This is a genomic window from Marinomonas sp. SBI8L, assembly GCF_001624705.1.
Classification (GTDB): domain Bacteria; phylum Pseudomonadota; class Gammaproteobacteria; order Pseudomonadales; family Marinomonadaceae; genus Marinomonas.
This window is the reverse complement of sequence record NZ_JSEO01000008.1, coordinates 1-17,511: the sequence shown is the minus strand read 5'-3', so window position 1 is coordinate 17,511 and position 17,511 is coordinate 1. Positions and strand designations below refer to the sequence as shown.

Annotated in this window: 19 protein-coding genes; 11 read left to right on the top strand and 8 right to left on the bottom strand. The window is 39.5% G+C overall.

The window, feature by feature from the left end:
* Entirely contained in the window at positions 1-588 is a 588-nt protein-coding gene (rpoE, locus tag OA91_RS13015) for an RNA polymerase sigma factor RpoE (RefSeq protein WP_046016750.1), read from the bottom strand.
* Between the two features lie 322 nt (positions 589-910).
* Here rpoE and nadB point away from each other — a divergent pair, with 322 nt between their 5' ends.
* Entirely contained in the window at positions 911-2,512 is a 1,602-nt protein-coding gene (gene nadB, locus OA91_RS13010; protein ID WP_046016704.1) for an L-aspartate oxidase, read from the top strand.
* Positions 2,513-2,565: 53 nt separating this feature from the next.
* Here the strand turns inward: nadB and OA91_RS24305 are convergent, their stop codons facing one another.
* The 3 genes from OA91_RS24305 to OA91_RS12995 all read right to left on the bottom strand — a co-directional run bounded on the left by OA91_RS24305 (position 2,566) and on the right by OA91_RS12995 (position 3,897).
* Positions 2,566-2,886 carry a hypothetical protein gene (locus OA91_RS24305; RefSeq protein ID WP_157203841.1) on the bottom strand — a complete coding sequence of 107 codons (321 nt, stop codon included), beginning with the start codon at positions 2,884-2,886 and terminating at the stop codon, positions 2,566-2,568.
* Between the two features lie 148 nt (positions 2,887-3,034).
* Entirely contained in the window at positions 3,035-3,310 is a 276-nt protein-coding gene (locus tag OA91_RS13000; protein ID WP_046016706.1) for an FAD assembly factor SdhE, read from the bottom strand.
* A gap of 146 nt (positions 3,311-3,456) precedes the next feature.
* The gene (locus OA91_RS12995) at positions 3,457-3,897 is read right to left on the bottom strand and encodes a hypothetical protein (RefSeq protein WP_063338789.1); all 441 of its coding nucleotides are present in this window, start codon (positions 3,895-3,897) and stop codon (positions 3,457-3,459) included.
* 311 nt (positions 3,898-4,208) lie between these two features.
* Between OA91_RS12995 and OA91_RS12990 the strand changes: the two genes are divergently transcribed.
* Positions 4,209-5,402 (top strand): diaminopropionate ammonia-lyase, encoded by a 1,194-nt coding sequence (locus tag OA91_RS12990; RefSeq protein ID WP_063338788.1) that lies wholly within the window; start codon positions 4,209-4,211, stop codon positions 5,400-5,402.
* Positions 5,403-5,463: 61 nt separating this feature from the next.
* Here OA91_RS12990 and OA91_RS12985 read toward each other — a convergent pair whose 3' ends face one another.
* Positions 5,464-5,952, bottom strand: coding sequence for an Lrp/AsnC family transcriptional regulator (locus OA91_RS12985; RefSeq protein WP_063338787.1), 489 nt, complete (start codon positions 5,950-5,952; stop codon positions 5,464-5,466).
* Positions 5,953-6,143: 191 nt separating this feature from the next.
* Between OA91_RS12985 and OA91_RS12980 the strand changes: the two genes are divergently transcribed.
* The 3 genes from OA91_RS12980 to OA91_RS12970 are packed head-to-tail and all read left to right on the top strand — an operon-like array spanning position 6,144 to position 8,551.
* Positions 6,144-6,986: a hypothetical protein gene (locus tag OA91_RS12980; protein ID WP_063338786.1), complete on the top strand. Its 843-nt coding sequence runs from the start codon at positions 6,144-6,146 to the stop codon at positions 6,984-6,986.
* A 4-nt stretch (positions 6,987-6,990) separates the two neighbouring features.
* Positions 6,991-7,404 carry a hypothetical protein gene (locus OA91_RS12975; RefSeq protein WP_063338785.1) on the top strand — a complete coding sequence of 138 codons (414 nt, stop codon included), beginning with the start codon at positions 6,991-6,993 and terminating at the stop codon, positions 7,402-7,404.
* Positions 7,391-8,551 (top strand): cytochrome-c peroxidase, encoded by a 1,161-nt coding sequence (locus tag OA91_RS12970; protein ID WP_063338784.1) that lies wholly within the window; start codon positions 7,391-7,393, stop codon positions 8,549-8,551. Before OA91_RS12975 ends, OA91_RS12970 begins: the two co-directional genes overlap by 14 nt.
* Positions 8,552-8,638: 87 nt before the next feature.
* Here OA91_RS12970 and OA91_RS12965 read toward each other — a convergent pair whose 3' ends face one another.
* The gene (locus tag OA91_RS12965) at positions 8,639-9,274 is read right to left on the bottom strand and encodes a glutathione S-transferase family protein (protein WP_063338783.1); all 636 of its coding nucleotides are present in this window, start codon (positions 9,272-9,274) and stop codon (positions 8,639-8,641) included.
* Positions 9,275-9,410: 136 nt separating this feature from the next.
* On the opposite strand from OA91_RS12965, the gene OA91_RS12960 reads away from it, so the two are divergent.
* From OA91_RS12960 to OA91_RS12935, 6 genes are all read left to right on the top strand, one after another.
* On the top strand, positions 9,411-10,124 hold the full coding sequence (locus tag OA91_RS12960) for a thermostable hemolysin (protein ID WP_063338782.1): 714 nt from the start codon (positions 9,411-9,413) through the stop codon (positions 10,122-10,124).
* A 23-nt stretch (positions 10,125-10,147) separates the two neighbouring features.
* Positions 10,148-11,620, top strand: coding sequence for an AMP-binding protein (locus tag OA91_RS12955; protein WP_063338781.1), 1,473 nt, complete (start codon positions 10,148-10,150; stop codon positions 11,618-11,620).
* A gap of 144 nt (positions 11,621-11,764) precedes the next feature.
* Complete coding sequence (locus OA91_RS12950) at positions 11,765-12,655, top strand: TauD/TfdA family dioxygenase (RefSeq protein WP_082827934.1); 891 nt, start codon at positions 11,765-11,767, stop codon at positions 12,653-12,655.
* Between the two features lie 145 nt (positions 12,656-12,800).
* Positions 12,801-13,613 carry an SDR family oxidoreductase gene (locus OA91_RS12945; RefSeq protein ID WP_063338780.1) on the top strand — a complete coding sequence of 271 codons (813 nt, stop codon included), beginning with the start codon at positions 12,801-12,803 and terminating at the stop codon, positions 13,611-13,613.
* A 115-nt stretch (positions 13,614-13,728) separates the two neighbouring features.
* Entirely contained in the window at positions 13,729-14,391 is a 663-nt protein-coding gene (locus OA91_RS12940) for a response regulator (protein ID WP_063338779.1), read from the top strand.
* Positions 14,392-14,474: 83 nt separating this feature from the next.
* Positions 14,475-15,833 (top strand): ATP-binding protein, encoded by a 1,359-nt coding sequence (locus OA91_RS12935; RefSeq protein WP_197477806.1) that lies wholly within the window; start codon positions 14,475-14,477, stop codon positions 15,831-15,833.
* A 70-nt stretch (positions 15,834-15,903) separates the two neighbouring features.
* Here OA91_RS12935 and OA91_RS12930 read toward each other — a convergent pair whose 3' ends face one another.
* Together OA91_RS12930 and OA91_RS12925 are read right to left on the bottom strand one after the other, a co-directional pair.
* Entirely contained in the window at positions 15,904-16,338 is a 435-nt protein-coding gene (locus tag OA91_RS12930) for a hypothetical protein (protein ID WP_063338777.1), read from the bottom strand.
* A 60-nt stretch (positions 16,339-16,398) separates the two neighbouring features.
* Entirely contained in the window at positions 16,399-17,157 is a 759-nt protein-coding gene (locus OA91_RS12925) for a substrate-binding periplasmic protein (RefSeq protein WP_197477805.1), read from the bottom strand.
* Positions 17,158-17,511 lie beyond the last annotated feature (354 nt).

Genomic DNA, 17,511 nt, shown 5'->3' with positions numbered 1-17,511 from the left:
TTACTCTCCCCCGCCCATAAAAGGACGAATGCGTTTTTCTATCGCATCACGTGCTCTAAATATACGTGACCGAACCGTTCCAACAGGACATCCCATTATCTGAGCGATATCCTCATAACTTAAACCATCAAATTCACGTAACCTGATGGCTGTTTTCAGCTCTTCAGGTAAATGCTCAATGGTTTCATAAATAGCTGCTTCAAGACGATCCTTGTTTAAGGTTGCGTCAGGCGTATCCACATCAGCTAAGGCATCAAATACCGTATATTCCTCTTCATCATCCAAGGCAACATCAGAACTTGGAGGTCGACGATTACGTCCAACCAAGTAATTTTTTGCTGTGTTAACAGCAATACGATATAGCCATGTATAAAAGGCACTGTCTCCACGAAAGTTACCAATCGCACGATAGGCTTTAATAAAACTTTCTTGGGCAACATCCATGACTTCATGTTTATCTGAAACATATCGTCCAATAAGGCCCATCACCTTGTATTGGTACTTTAAAACCAATAAATCAAAGGCTTTTTTATCACCATTTTGAACTCTTTCAACCAACTCTTGGTCGGAAGATGAACTGTGCTGCATAGGCACCTCATTCAAAACCATTATTTTCCAGCGCCTTTACAACCTTATTGTTATTGGTTGACCACTGGATCAATAACTAGTTCATATAAATTTTGACTAAAACCATCTAGCCAGTCACTTTAAAGAAAATTTAGGACAAAGTAATCCTAAGAAATAAGGACTAAATCGCCTTTATCAATTCAATCTCACTATTTTCAATCAAATTATTACTGCCCAGCTGCATAAAATTGCATCATCACGTCGTTTTCAAAACAGGCAAGTATTCCCATAGCGAGGTTAACAATAGTACCATTAATCTTTTACAGTTGAATTAGAACAAATAATGAGCCGTGAATATCAAACTGACATTTTAATCGTAGGTGCTGGCGCAGCTGGGCTTACCCTTGCTTTAGAGCTTGCAGATAAACACCAGGTTGCCATTTTAACCAAGGGTGATATTCACGAAGGCGCGACTTTATATGCCCAAGGGGGTGTCGCTGCCGTTTTATCCGACAAGGATACTGTCGACTCTCATATCAAAGACACCATGATAGCTGGTGCTGATTTGGGCGATACTGATGCAGTGCGCTTTACGGTTGAGCAATCTAAACAAAGTATTGATTGGCTGATAGAACAAGGTGTGCCTTTTACTCGTTATGAAGGCGGTGAACATTATCACCTGACAAAAGAAGGTGGTCACAGCCACAGACGCATTATTCATAGTGCAGATGCAACAGGCCAAGCCATCTCGAACACTCTTATCGACAATGCATCTAAGCACCCTAACATTACCTTTTACCCTGATCGCGTTGCCATAGACTTAATCACTAAACACAAGGTCAATCAGGCGAATCAAAGTGAAAATGAATGCATCGGCTTATACAGTTTGAACCATAAAACCGGTGAAGTAGATGTTTTCAAAGCCGCCAAAGTCGCATTAGCAACCGGTGGTGCCAGTAAAGTTTACCTTTATACCAGTAACCCTGATACCGCATCAGGTGATGGTATTGCTATGGCTTGGCGTGCTGGTTGTCGTGTAGCAAACATGGAGTTTAATCAGTTTCACCCTACCTGTCTTTATGACTCCAAAGCCAAAACCTTCTTAATCTCTGAAGCCGTTCGTGGTGAAGGTGGACGTTTATTACTACCTGATGGTAGTGCTTTTATGTCTCGCTTTGATGATCGTAAAGAGCTTGCTCCTAGAGACGTGGTTGCCAGAGCAATTGACCATGAGATCAAACGTCTAGGGGTGAATCATGTGCTGTTAGATATCACGCATAAAGGCAGTGATTTTATAAAATCTCATTTCCCAACCATCTATGAGCGTTGCCTAAGTTATGGCTATGACATGACAAAAGAACCAATTCCTGTCGTGCCTGCAGCCCATTACACCTGTGGTGGCGTGCTAGTTAATCAGCAAGGACAAACAGATCTTGCCAACTTATATGCGGTTGGCGAAACCTCCTATACTGGCCTTCATGGGGCTAACCGCTTAGCTAGTAACTCACTATTAGAGTGCATTGTATATGCAAGGTCAGCAGCGCAAGACATTCTTAATTCAGGCGAACTTACTTACTACCCAGCGAGTATCCCAGCATGGGATGAAACTCAAGTAACTAACTCAGATGAAGACGTTGTGATTGCCCATAACTGGCATGAACTGCGCCGCTTCATGTGGGATTACGTGGGAATAGTAAGAACAGATAAACGCCTTATTAGAGCCAAGCACAGAGTAGATTTATTACTGTCTGAAATCGACGAGTTTTATAGTAACTATAAGGTAAGTAATGATTTATTAGAGTTACGAAACCTAGCTGTGGTTGCCAAACTAATCATCAAATCTGCAATGACACGTAAAGAAAGCCGTGGTTTGCATTTTACGCTCGATCACCCAGATTTAGCGCAAGAATCTAGCCCCACTATACTCTCTCCCTTTAAAGACTAACATTCAGTTTAGCCATTTACTTATTTGTTTATCGAAAAGATAAAGCCTAATTATTAAGCTTTATCTTTTCCTGTATGACATTGGTAGGCGGCAAATGAACGTAAATAAGCGAACTCTTCTTTACTTAACATGCTGTGGTAAATACTAAGATAGGCTGGCTCAAACAAAGCACGCTTCAGCTTGGTTAGCCAAAAAGAAAACTTAAAGTAGCTTACCCAAGTATTTGATGTCGTCTGGATAGCGTCTTCTGGCGTTATTACCGCTAATAAACGCCAAGCATTAAAACTCTTAAACTCAACTTTATATCTGCCACTGTTAGTATCTAAAACAGCCAGATTCGTCTTAATACTAATGGCACCTTGGTCAAGATACACCAAGCGCCTTGCAATGAGCAGACAAGTTACAGCCACAGCGTGGAATAAACTAAGCTCTAAATATAATTGGGGACTTAACCAGATATGACAAGCCAGTACCAGGCCCCAGCAAAAGCAGAGCCAAGGTACCGCTTCATAGAAAGAGGTTTTAAGCCTGGTAGTTTTCAGGCTGTACACGATCAAGAATAATCTTAACTATACGTGCAATATCAGGATCGCTAGGTACTTCTCGTTGCATAAACCAAACAAACATCTCTTGGTCTTCAACTTGAATTAGCTTGTAAAAGCGACGCTTATCATCATCGTCAAGCTTCTCAAATTCTTCTTCTAAAAAAGGCTCTAGCAAGACATCCAGTTCCAGCATGCCACGACGACAATGCCACTTTAGACGTTTAAATCCGATAGACTCTTCTGTTTCACTCATTGCTGCACCTCACTTTAAGTTGTCAGCATTATAACGTTTGAACTTAGATTGGAAAACTAAAGAAGATGAGTAAAGTCAGCAAACGAGAATACTTACTCGCAATATGACTTGGATTTCCTTAGTTTTAAGAAGTTACTCAAACACAACTAGAAGTTCTTTAAATCACCTGTGAAAATTTTATCTCTCACACCTGTGTTACAGCCTTCTTCTAACTCAATGGTGCCACCTAAGCCATCATCCATCAGCAAACGCAAAGGCGCTTTCTCACCAGCCTCGCTAGTTTCATCACTCTCAACTATTGCAGCGTTAAAACCGTCTTCAATAAGGTCTACCTGATTGTATCGTAATGGAAAGGCCACATCAGAGTTGAATTCATAAGTCACACCATCACGCTCAATACGAATGCAGTTAAAGCTGTAAACCTCTTTACTTGTTGATTGAGCCTCTATCTTAGAGTTGGTGCCATTAGCATCTATATAGGAGATAGGTTGGTCAGTCATATTCTGAACATCGATGTAAAAAGTACTCGAACATGCTGCTAAGGCAACAGCACTGGTCACGACTAACCCCATTTTGTAAAACAGCATTTAACTTTGCCCTTATTAATTTAATCTTGTTTGACCACAACCAAAGCGGTAATAGTATTTGCTCGCCATCATAAAAAAAAGCTCAGCACATGGCGAGCCTAGTTTACAATTTCTTAAATTTTCTCAACTATCTCGTCATTTTTCTCAAACAGATCCTAAGCGATTAGCGAATAATCCTTCTAATTCAGTAAAAATGATAAAACCCTTGTGTCTTTAAAGAATATCCTTAAATCCATAGTCGAGATTACCGTTTCCCCGCACAGGCTTAACGTAATATTTATCCATCACATACGGCTAAGGTATTAAGTAACATGACAAGACTTGACGGAAAACTATCTCATTTTGCCAATCCATTGGCCCATAAAGATAACCAGTATAGTGCTGAACAAAAAAACATCTTGAGTGTGGCAAATTCCATTTCTGCCATTGCCGATATCAAAACTTGGCCAGCCTATGCTGAAACGCCACTGCATTCACTCAACCAATTAGCCGCTGACATTGGTGTTGGCAGTATCTTCTACAAAGATGAATCACAAAGATTCGGTTTAAAAAGCTTTAAAGCTTTAGGTGGTGCCTATGCCGTCGCTTGTCAGTTACAACAGACACTCGCTAACAAACTAGGTTCAAAACCAAGTGTTGATGAACTATTAGATGGCAGCTTAAAAGCAGAACTTGCACAAATAACCATTAGCTGTGCAACTGACGGAAACCATGGGCGCTCCGTTGCTTGGGGTGCACAAATGTTTGGTTGTGGCTGTGTTATTTACATCCATAAAGATGTATCTGAAGGCCGTAAGCAAGCAATGCAGGCTTTTGGTGCTGAAGTGGTTCGTATCTCGGGCAACTATGATGAATCTGTACGTTTAGCGGATAGCGAAGCCAAAGCACATGGCCGTATCATAGTGTCGGATACCAGCTATGAAGGTTATATGGAAATCCCAAAAGATGTCGCACTGGGTTATACCGTGATGTTGGCTGAGATTGTTGAGCAACTTGAAACTAAGATTCCTACTCATATCTTTATTCAAGGTGGTGTTGGTGGTTTAGCCTCAGCAGTAACTGGCTATTTCTGGGACTTATGGGGTGACAAACGTCCACGCATTATTATTGTTGAACCAGAGCAAGCCAACTGTCTTCAGTTAAGTGCTAAAGCGGGCAAACCAATCGTAGTGGATGGCGACCTAGAAACACTGATGGCTGGTTTAGCTTGTGGTGAAGTATCAGCTCTTGCGTGGGAAATTCTTAAAAATGGCGCCGATGACTTCTTAACATTAAGTGAAGATACCATAGCCCCAACCATGCAAATGCTTGCAAACAGCTTTGATGGTTTACCTTCTATCGAAGCAGGTGAGTCAGCCGTTCCTGGTTTAGCCGCTACCATGCTAGCAAGCCAAGATAAAGATTTAGCCGCAGCACTAGGTCTAACTGATCAGAGTCAGGTGCTTGTTATCGGTACTGAGGGGGCAACTGACCCTGAACTATACCAACAGCTAGTACATGGCTAAGTCCTACTAACTGAAACAAAAAGAGGAGCTTAAACAAGCTCCTCTTTTTTGTGATTAAAGATTAGGTATTTAAAAGTACTGGGACACTCAAACCAGACTTAACTGAGTCCATAACCACATTGGTTTCAAAGCCTTTTACGTTATCATTGCCAAAGAAAACTTCACGGGTGAATTCTTCGTACTCTTCCATGTCTGCAGCGCTCACAAGCAGAATAAAGTCCGAACTACCAGTAACGTAATAGCATTGCTGAACAGACTTATGATCACTCATGGCTTTTTTAAAGCTATCTAACAAATCCATCCTTTCACGCTCTAGCGTTACCTGTACGATCAAGCTAATGTTTTGCCCAACAGCTTTTGGATTCACAACAGAGATGTCTGCACGAATAATCTGCTGCTCTCGCATGCGTTTAATTCGACGCTGCACAGCGGCAGCAGATAAGCCAACTTGTTCTGCAATTTGATCCGAAGTGGTACGATTAGATTCTTGTAAAATATCTAGAATATGGCGATCAAAATTATCAATACCATTGGCTAATTGATTACTCATAAACAATTACTACCTTAGCTCAGTACAAAATGAATATAGAGATAGCATAACCATAGATGGAACTAACACCTAGCAATTCCTTCCTTGTACAAGCTAATTCCTATGAAGTGTTGTGCCTGTCTGATTATTGATTTTATGCTTTAGCTGTCTCATATTATAAAGACTTATTCAATGACTCTTCTAGGTACCCTATGCAGCAGTTCATGATACCAGTGTTCTCTTTATTGCTATTCTTAGTCGGTTTGAAAAACACCGCTTATGCAAATACCCCCGTGTTCCCACTCGTTGATACGCACATACATTACAGTCATGATGCTTGGGATATGTTGCCACCTAAAAAGGCGGTACAAGTGCTTAAAGATGCGGGTCTTAAAAAAGCCTTTGTTTCAAGCTCTAGTGATCAAGGCACTCAATTACTCTACCAAGTTGCACCAGAGCTGATTGTGCCAGTTCTTCGCCCCTATCGAAAAAGAGGAGAACTCAGCACTTGGTTTAAAGATGAAAGTGTCATTGAATTATTGGAAAACAAACTTGCCACTAATACCTATGCAGGTATCGGTGAGTTCCATATTTTTGGAGACGATGCCAAGCTACCCGTTATGCAAGCCGTCATTAGATTAGCGTCTCAGTATAAGATATTTTTACATGCTCATTCTGATGCCGAAGCCGTTAAGTACTTATTCGATCAAAACCCAAATATTAAAGTACTATGGGCCCATTCAGGCTTTGAACAACCTCATGTTATCGATGAAATGCTTGCTAACTACCCTAACTTATCCGCTGATTTAGCCTTTCGTTATGAACATTCATCAAATGGTAAGGTTCATGATGAATGGCTTACCTTGTTCAAAAAGTACCCTTTTCGCTTCATGGTGGGTACAGACACCTATGCACCAGAACGTTGGTATTATGTGATAGATCATGCGGACTGGTCTCGAGAATGGCTTAACACTTTACCTCAAGAATTAAAGCAAAACATTGCCTATAAAAATGCTCAAACTCTCGCCCAATGGGCTCTAAAAGATAAAAGGTAAGCCCGTGATAGCAAACAAATATCTGATCTTAGGAGCCAGTCTTTTAATCAACAGCCAATTAATCGCGGCCGCAGATGAGAGCGAGTGCCACCAGCTTGACTCCCCATGGATCGCCATCACATCGGGCCAAGTTACCTTAAGTGCTAAAAGCCAACCAAGCACTATAAGTACTAGCGAACCTTTCAGTTTGTTTGTTTCAGTTTGCCAAGGCCTGCATCCCTATTCAGGTAAACTTAAATTCAACGCGCAAATGCCACTGCATAAACATGGTATGAATTACCAACCTAGTATCATTCAACTAGAAGAAGGTCGCTTTCTGATTCAGGGCAACTTATTGCATATGCCGGGGCTATGGCGATTTAGTTTTAACCTGGATTCTCACCCTCAGGCATTATTTTATAACTATGATTTACCTTAGAGAAATAGGAAAAAGCACGAAATTAAAATGGCTAAGCTGCATCTTATTACTCAGCTTTTCATCCTTTTCTCACACCCAAGAGAATATAAAATTTAGCCCGAGTGAATTAGCCGTTATTAGTCAGTTTGGCCCATGGCCGCCGACTTCTAATACACCAGATTTAACCAACTCTCTTGATCAAGACCCAAGGGCAATTGAGCTTGGAAAAAAGCTATTTTTTGATGCAAACCTCTCTGCTAACAACCAGGTGTCTTGCGCTACTTGTCACCAGCCAAATAAAAGCTTTACAGACCAAAGTCCTCTTTCAATTGGGCTCAACTTAGGTATAAGAAATACCCCGACCTTATTAAATATTAAGTATAAACATTGGTACGGCTGGAGCGGTGATACAGACACTTTATGGGGAGCAAGCATTAGAGCCTTATTAAGTTCTACCGAGATGAGCCTAGATATAAATAAAGTAAGCAATTACTTACAGGTTAACCAATATAAATATAGAAATCTCGTAACACATCCTATATGGAAGAACGCTCAAACGGAGCAAGATAAACTCGTCTTTATCGGTAAATTATTAGCAAGCTATCAAGGTACATTAATATCTTCAAAAAGTGAGTTTGATCTATTTAGAGAAGCCTTACTTAAACAGGATAAAGAGCAAATGTCTCGTTATAGCCAAGCCAAAATAAAAGGATTAAAACTCTTTATCGGAAAAGGAAATTGCCACTTTTGTCATAGTGGACCTCTCTTTAGCAATAACGAATTTGCGGATATTGGCATGAGTTATTTTGACCGTGAAGGCAAGGTGGATAAGGGTAGATATCAAGGCATTAAGAACCTTAAGAAATCTCCATTTTCAAGCCTAGGTATTCATAATGATGACACCAGCAATCAGAGTAAAATTTTAGCGAAACACGTGACATTAAAACATAGAAATTTTGGCGAGTTCATGGTGCCTTCTCTTAGAAGCATAATCTTCACAGCGCCTTATATGCACCAAGGAAGTTTAGCCAATTTAGATGCAGTGATAGAGCACTATTCAAATATAGATGAGGAACGCCTACACACTGATGGTATCGCTATATTAAAGCCACTTAACCTGTCAGCAGAAGAAAAGGCAAACTTAAAAGCATTTTTAGAAAGCTTATAAAGTAAGAAAAAATTTAAATAAACTTTAAGTTATTCCTTACTCCTTTTCTTTCTCTATAGCGCTTCTTGTTAACTTTTTTGATCGCTTTTATTGATAATCCCGAAGGCTAAACCCTTCTTTCTCACACACATTAATCACGGCTTCTTGTTGCGCCATATAACGCAATTGCCTAGCAATATTAGGGTAAGCTAAAGGAGGCCTTTCTAGCTCATCAGCCCAAATGGCTAACATAAAAAAGTAGAAATCACAGACACTAATATCATTCCCTAAGAAAAAAACATGCTCAGACAAATGACTATCAATTTGCTTTAACAGCTGCCCTATTCGTGTTTCTTGATTTGCTAACAATGCCTGAGTTTGATCTGGAGATACATAACGTGAAGGATACTCAGAAATCATGATTTCAGCTTGTAATGTATTAGTTAAAAACATTAGCCACTGATAACACTTACCTCGCTTCACATCTTCACTATCTGGTATCAAACCTGCTTCAGAATAGCGTTCTGCAAGGTATAAACAAATAGCAGCACTCTCTGTGATGATAAGGTCATCTTTAACTAATGTCGGGATTCGCCCTAATGGGTTTAAAGCTAAATATTCTGAACTTTTATGATGCTGTTTGTTACGGTCTAACAAAATAGCCTTAAAAGGCACCCCTATGGCTTGTAAGACAAAATGAGGAGCCATACTGGCATTAAGCGGATAATAATATAGTTGGTACATAGTCGACGTCCTTCTCAAACGTATATCAAGTTTCCATATTGTAAGATTTTATAATTAAGTAATTTATAATTTAAGTTTCGTATAAGGTTAATCTCATATTCTGCTCAACATACCAATTAGTAATGGATTATATGTCATGAGCAAACAAAACCTAAATAATACTAAACACCTAAAAAGCCAACCGCACTGGTCACTAAAGCAACCTAAGATTAAAACATCTTCTAACCTAGTTAATGGACAAAGCAAGCCTTATGTCATCGGACAAGAAAGCAAAGTTCGATCTATTAAAAAAGGTGACACTAGTCGCCCGCAAGTAGAAGATTTTATTAAAAATATTTTTCGCAAACACCATGGTGCAGAACTCACTCACTTTGCGCCGTCATTGCTTGCCATTTTCAATCAAGAAAATGAAGTTGATACAGCGCTAGGTTACCGCCTCGCAAGAGAAGAATCGCTTTTCTTAGAGCATTATTTAGACCAAAGCATTGAATCTTTAGTCTCGAACTATATTGGTAAAAACATTGAAAGAAACAGTATAGGTGAAACTGGCAATCTAGCCTCTTCCGATGCAAAAAGCTGTAAAGCCCTGTTTGCCTATACAGCAGATTATCTACACCAACAAGGTATTGAGTGGTTTGTATCCACTGGGACTGGTGTCATGCGAGTGGTTTATCGTCGCCTAGGGATTAAAGCCCATATTATTCATGATGTTGATAAATCTCGATTAGGTAAAGAACAGCATTCTTGGGGAAGTTTTTATGAAGATAAACCCAAAATAATTTTAATTAATGTAGCGCAAGCAAGACAGCGATTTATGGAACTTAAAACCCAAACAAACAGCAGCCACTAACCACTTTATCTTAAGGTCATATTATGAATTTTTTACTTAATACATTATCCCAACGCGCAAACAAGGAACCACAAGAAACAGCTATTGTGTCAGGGAAAACGACGCTAAATAATCAGGCTCTGTTTAATGCTGTAACCGAATTAGCCGACCAGCTAAAGCCTTTTCAATTCCAGTGCATTGCACTTTATATGGATAACTCAATTAATTGGGTCATTGCTGATCTTGCCGCGATGTCACTTGGCATTAGCCTTATTCCTATCCCTCTATTCTTTAGTAAAGGGCAAATTCAGCACTTAATAAAAGACGCTGGTATTGAAGCAGTTCTTTGTCAAAAGTTTGATTCAGAAATCTTTACGATTCAAGAAACACTAACTTTGAGCCATGCTCAGTTAGTTATTTTAAATAACCTAACTAAACCTAATACAGAGCAATTGCAGCAAGTTGCAAAAATCACTTATACCTCAGGCTCAACAGGTCAACCTAAAGGTGTTTGTCTCTCACTTGAGAACATAGAGAACGTTAGCCTAGCTCTTGCTAAAACAATTGAAAATCATGGCATTAAACATCATCTATGCATTATGCCATTAGCCACTTTACTAGAAAATATTGCCGGTATTTATGTGCCTCTTATTATGGGAAATAGCATTCAAATCGAACCCTTAAGTGATTTAGGGTTCGAGCAAAGTTCACAGTTTAATCCTGAAAAATTCGCTCAAGCGATCGAGTGCTACCAACCTGACAGTTTAATTCTTTTACCCCAATTACTAAAAAGTGTGATTCAGCTAAAACAGACGACACCAAGCTTCTTTAGCAGTCTTAAATTTGCCGCTGTAGGTGGAGGAAAAAGTACTCAGTCAGCCCTAGAAAAAGCCCATGAGCTTGGCATGCCTATCTATGAAGGGTATGGGCTATCTGAATGTGCAGCGACCGTTAGTCTGAATACACCTGATAACAATAAGGTAGGCAGTGTTGGTAAAGTATTACCTCATACGCAGGTACGTATTGATGAATCGGGTGAAATCATAGTTTCTGGTCAGGCTATGTTAGGCTATTTACATCAAGATGACCTAAACCAAGGGCAAAAAAATAATGAGGTCCATACAGGAGATTTAGGTTATATAGATGATGATGGGTACCTCTATATTTCTGGCCGCCGCAAAAACCTTTTAGTCAGTAGTTTTGGCAGAAACATAGCCCCTGAATGGATAGAGTCGGAACTGATTCATTCAAGCAATATCAAACAAGTTGCGGTTTTTGGTGATGCGAAACCTTGGCTAAATGCCATAATTACTGCAGATTTATCAACATCTAATGACCAAATCACCCTTACTCTAAACGAAATCAATCAAGGTTTGCCTGATTATGCCCAAGTAAATTCGTGGATTCGATCCGATGAAGCTTTCAGCACCCAAAACCAACTTTTAACAGACAATGGACGGATACGTCGTGATGCTATTTTTTCACACTACAAAGCAAGATTAGATGCCTTATATTAGCAAGTTAGAAGTAGAAGCAGAGAAATCTAAAAGAGTCTATTCATAGGCTCTTTTTTTAATTAGAAATCGCTGATTTAAGACTCATTTAAGCTAAGCCGAATATAGTTTTCAGTAGGCTAACTGTTAATTATAAAAGGACTAAACATGCTTAATACTAGAAATAAGATAACCGCATTTAACCCCTATTTTTTAGTGTCTTCAAAAGAAAATGAATCAATCAAATCTCATCATCTCGCCCAAGCACAATTAGGATTAGAGGAACAAGGTTGGGCATTATTTAGAGGCTTTCAGCATAATCTAGATAGCTTTAACGAGTTAATATTACACTTTTGCCAACAGATAACATTTGATCCAGCCAGAGAGTTTACCACTAGTATGAGTCAAAAAGTGGATGCAGGTACTCAAGCGGTTGGTCTACATATTGAAAATGGAAACACTCCCTTCCCACCCTCTTTGGTAGCATTTTATAGTCAGAAAAGTGCCCGTCAGGGTTCTCAAACAATCCTGTGCGATGGTGTTTCTCTATACGAGGCTCTGCCTAAATCGATACAAGAGCGCTTTGATTCACCTATCAGGGTTACTCGAACCTTACCTGAATTACTATGGAAGGCCTATGTCCGTAATGAGCACCCAAAGCTAGCTGTAGGACAAGATGTGACAAGGCAGCATCTAGAAGACGTTCTTAAGATGGTTCCTGGTCAAGATGGCGCACTGAATGCAAAAAGGGAGCTTGATTACAGTTTAAAAATAAACCCTTTATCAAAACATAAGGGTAAAACCGCATTTGCTAATGCTTTGCTAGGCCCTTCATTTAATTACCAGAAACCAGTTTATCATCATGCTGACGGTAGTCTCATTGAACAATCAGAACTAGATCAGCTAGCTGAATATGCAGAAGCCCACACCTATGAGCTCGATTGGGAAAACGGTGACATGATCATTATTGATAATACCCGCGTCATGCACGGACGACGTGCAATTCAAGGCAATCCAGATGAACGCCAGCTAGTCATTGCAATGGGAAAAAGCGTATGAATATTTGGCATTATGTTCTACAGCAAATAACAGAGTTTAATCAGTTTTATCTCACTTCCTTAAGCTTGATTTAAGGTTCGCCATTCATACTGACACTATCACTTAAACACTTAAACACATAAACCAATAGCAATGAGGTAAGACCATGAAGATTGAAAAAACCAATGCAATCATTACAGGTGCAACAGGTGGTATTGGCCAACGCTTTGCTCAACATCTCGTTGAGAATGGTGCTAACGTATTATTAGTCGCAAGAGATACACAAGCCTTGCTAGAACTAAAGGAAAAGTTGATTAATCAACAAGGTATAGACTCAAAACAAGTCGCTATTTTTAGCTGTGACTTACTTGAAGAAGAGCAACGCCGTCGACTCATCTCATATATTGAAGATTCACCCACACCAATCAATACGCTAATTAATAGCGCTGGTGATAACCAGTTCTCTTTTTTAGAAGACACACCCGATAAAAAAATAGAACAGATTATCAAGCTAAATACTCTGACTCCTATCTTATTGAGTAAGGCACTATTACCTCACTTAGAACAGCAAGACGATGCACAAATAGTAAATATAGGTTCTACTTTTGGTAGCATTGGTTATCCAGGTTTTAGTAGTTATTGCGCCAGTAAATATGCCCTAAGAGGCTTTTCTGAAGCGCTAGGTCGTGAGTTGTCCCAAACTAACGTGAAAATAAAATACTTATCGCCTAGAGCAACGAATACAAAGCTGAGTACAGCAAATATTATCGCAATGAATAAAGAACTAAATGTTGCTATGGATTCACCTGATGAGGTTGCAGAGCAGCTTTTACGCTTACTTGATAGCGATATGCATGAATTGGCAATTGGCTGGCCTGAGAGGTTTTTCAGTAAACTTAACCAAGTACTACCAAACCTAGTGAGCAAGGCGATAAATAAACAATTGCCAACAATACGCCGCCATGCAGGTTTGGTTTAATGCAAGCCTAGCTAAGGAATAAGTAAGATATTTTCATTTCGATGTGCCAAGGGTGGCATTCACATATGAAACCACCTAGCATAAATAAAAAACTGTTTGAGATTAGATAATTAGCATGAGAGTTTTACTTGTAGAAGATGATGACCTGCTTGGTAAAGGTATCAAAAAGTCCCTTACCCGCGAAGGTTATCAAGTTGATTGGTTGATGGATGGAAAGCAGGGCTTAGCAGCCCTGCAAACAGAAAGCTTCGACCTTTTGTTACTCGATTTAAATTTGCCAGGAATGGGTGGTCTTGAGCTACTAAGTGCGATCCGTAAACAGCAACTCAATACACCAGTGTTAATTTTGACTGCGAACGATAGTTTAGACGATAAAATTCAAGGACTTGATCTTGGGGCTGATGACTACTTACCTAAGCCGTTTGAAATTGCCGAGTTAAAAGCCCGAATGCGTGCTTTAAGCCGCCGTCATCATGGTCATAGTGAGCCAACCATTGCTTTTGGCAGACTTAATATTAACCCCGCTAGTATGCAAGTAACCCTTGATGGTAACGATCTCACTTTAGGAAGGCGCGAATTTACGCTTCTGATGGAGTTTGTAAATCACCCTGGCCAGATTCTCTCACGTGCAAAGCTTGAAGATGTCGTTTATGGTTGGGACGGTGATGTGGAATCTAACAGTATTGAAGTTCATATCCACCACCTCAGAAAGAAAATTTACCCAGAGTTTATCAAAACAGTAAGAGGAATGGGTTATAAGGCAGAAAAGCCAGCATGAGAAATAAGCCGAGCCAAGCGTCAAAAAAACAATATTCGATCAAGCGCTACTTAACCCTGAATTTAACCTTTTGGGCATTAGTTATGACCATAATACCTGCTCTCGTTGTTTATTATGAAGCAGGCCATGAAGTTGAAGAGATTTTTGATGCCAATCTTGCTCAATCTAGCCGTGTTCTTCATGGTGTAATAACGCGTCAAACTAGCCACAATAAGCAACAGATTCTAGACTCCTTAAACCTTAGCAATGCCTCTGACCCGGGTTATTCACATGAATATGAACGCAAGCTTGCTTTCCAAATCTGGGACAAAGATACACTCATAATAAGTTCACCCTTCGCACCTAGGTCATCACTAACAGACTTTAAAGAAGGCTTTAGCACCAAAGAAGTAGGGGGCGAAGAGTGGCGTACATTCACTCTCTATTCTCAGTCCGATCGTTGGTGGTTAGTGGTTGCAGAAGAAACCGAGATACGCCAAGAGTTAGTTAATGAAATAGTACAAAGTAATCTAATTCCCATTCTTGTGTTTGTTCCGCTTCTCATCATTCTTGTTTGGTTTATCACAAAGCGTGGTCTTATGCCGTTAAATAGACTAAGCACAACAGTAAAAAAGAGACACTATAGAAATCTCGAGAAGCTAGAAGATGAAAAAGCACCTTTAGAAGTGAATGAGCTCCTACTAGAGCTAAATAACTTATTTGATCGTTTAGACGAAGCTCATCAAAGAGAAAGGCGCTTTGTTGGAGATGCGGCACATGAGTTAAGAACACCGTTAGCCTCTTTGTTAATTCATGCTGAAAATGCGATTGATGATAGCCTTATAGATCCAGATCTTAGTAAAGAGCAAAAAGAGCAAAGCCAAGCTGAGCTTCAGACGAGTCTTTATAGTATGAAGAAAGGCATTTCTCGTATGACTCACTTAGTTAATCAGCTACTTGCTTTAAGTAGAACTGAAGGTCAACTGGATAAAGCGCAATTTGAAACCCTAGATATTCGACTTTTATGCCATCAAGCAATCAGTTTTGAAGAGGATAAATTTGCACAGAAGCAACAAACTTTTATCAAAAACATTAGCGATAAAAATATTGACCTTGAAGCAAACGCGCCACTTATGCAAAGTCTACTTCGCAATATCATAGACAATGCAGTCCGATACACTCCTGATCAGGGTAAAATTAAACTAGCTTGCCATCTAGATAACCTTAAACAAAATGTCATCATCAGTATTGCCGATTCTGGACCAGGTGTTGAAGCAGAACTTAGAAATAGGATAAAAGAGCGCTTTTTCCGAGTGGTTGGTTCAGGGCAACAAGGCTCTGGGCTAGGCTTATCTATTGTTGATAAAATAGTACAAATTCACAATGGTACTTGGGATCTTACAGAGTCAGAATGGGGCGGCCTACTAATCGAATTTAAACTTCCTGTTTCAATCCGTAATTAGTAAACTCAAAAAGCTTAACTGCCAGTGATTTTAGCCCTCAATTAAAAGCGCTGGCTTTAAAGCAAGTAAGTTAACTTAATAAGAAAGCTTTGGCTTTTTGATACTTTTCAACCCGCTTAATATCTTTCTCAGTCACCTGATTTAATCTAGATAAGTCCATATTATCTTCAAGATCAGCAAGCTTCACGCGACAGGCTAACGGATTAGACTTAACCTGAATCAGGTAATTATCATAAGCAATGGGGAGCCCCTTACTATCAAGCGTTTTAGCCAATGCAATCACAGCATCAACAAGCTCAGTACTTATTCCTTCAGCTAATAAGTCCTTAGCCGTATAAGAAGAATCTTCAAGTACATCATGTAATAGAGCGACGATGCGCTCAGCATCATTCGACATTTTCCCCATAATGCGAAGAGGATGTAAAATATAAGCCGCACCAGCTTTGTCTACTTGGCCCTTATGAGCATCTAAAGCGATGCTCATGGCTGTTTCAATTTGTGACATACGTGATAGGCTCAAACTAGAATAATCAATGAAGTAACGTTTTCAAAACCATAAGCAAGCTTAATCATTTTCCAATGATAACGCTGTATTTATCTTTTTAATCTCTGTGTAGCTATAAGGTAGATACCGTGAGTAAATCCTATCCATAGCACCATCTTTAATCATCTGATCTAATACTTGGTCAAAGGCGGTTGCAAGTTTTCTATTATTCGGACTAAAGCCAAGATAATAGGCTTCAGAGGTCACAACAGGTTTAAGTGACTTAACGGCGACATTCACTTTCGATGCGACTTCCAAGGCAGTTGATGTATCAGCAAACACATAATCAAAACGCCCCTTTTTTAGCATAATAAACATGTGTTCTTCATTGTCAGCTTCAAAGGTTTTCCATTCATGGTCTTTCGCGATATTCAAATAGCTGGTGTAACCTCTAGGTATTCCCAAGAGATGCTTTTTTAGTGAACCAGCAGAATATTTATCCTCATAGAAATCCTTACGCACATATATTGCAAGTTGGTTATAACTTATTGCCAAGTCTCCAGTGATAATAGGCTGGTTATGAGTACTTGTATCTATAACAGCATCAATATCATTAGTCTGCACTTGCTTTAAACAACGGCTCCACGGCAAAACCAACAATTTATACTCTAGTTGTAAACGGCTGAATGCTTCAGCAATCAACTCAATCGAATAACCTTTCGTAAGTTTGCCATTTTCAACAATTGTCGAAGGTGGAAAGCTTGCACCACATATTGTTATTGTCTGAGAGCTGATGAAATGAGGATGGAAGAAAATTAGCAGTGTTAAAACGTATTTCACCTTTCTCACCATAAATGAATCTAGATTCATACTTTATAGATTGAGATGAGTTACAAAGCTACTAAAAAATGTCTCTGAGATTTGAAGCTATTAGTAACTCGCTAAGAGAGGTAGAGTAATTAGCATATTAAACAGCTCTGCGTGGTAATGCATAGTCTTAAGTTCTGCCTTAAGTATGACGAGTAGTATTAAGTTCATAGCCTGTAAAGCTGGCGAGTATGCATTCCCATACCGTCCCATAAAGTGTGTCTAAGGGGTATATAAAAGGCGCCCCTCTTTCGTTAAATTAATTCTGTTTCGACCAAAAAACGAACAAATTTAACAAAGAGAGACTATGGACAATTTAAAGCTAAA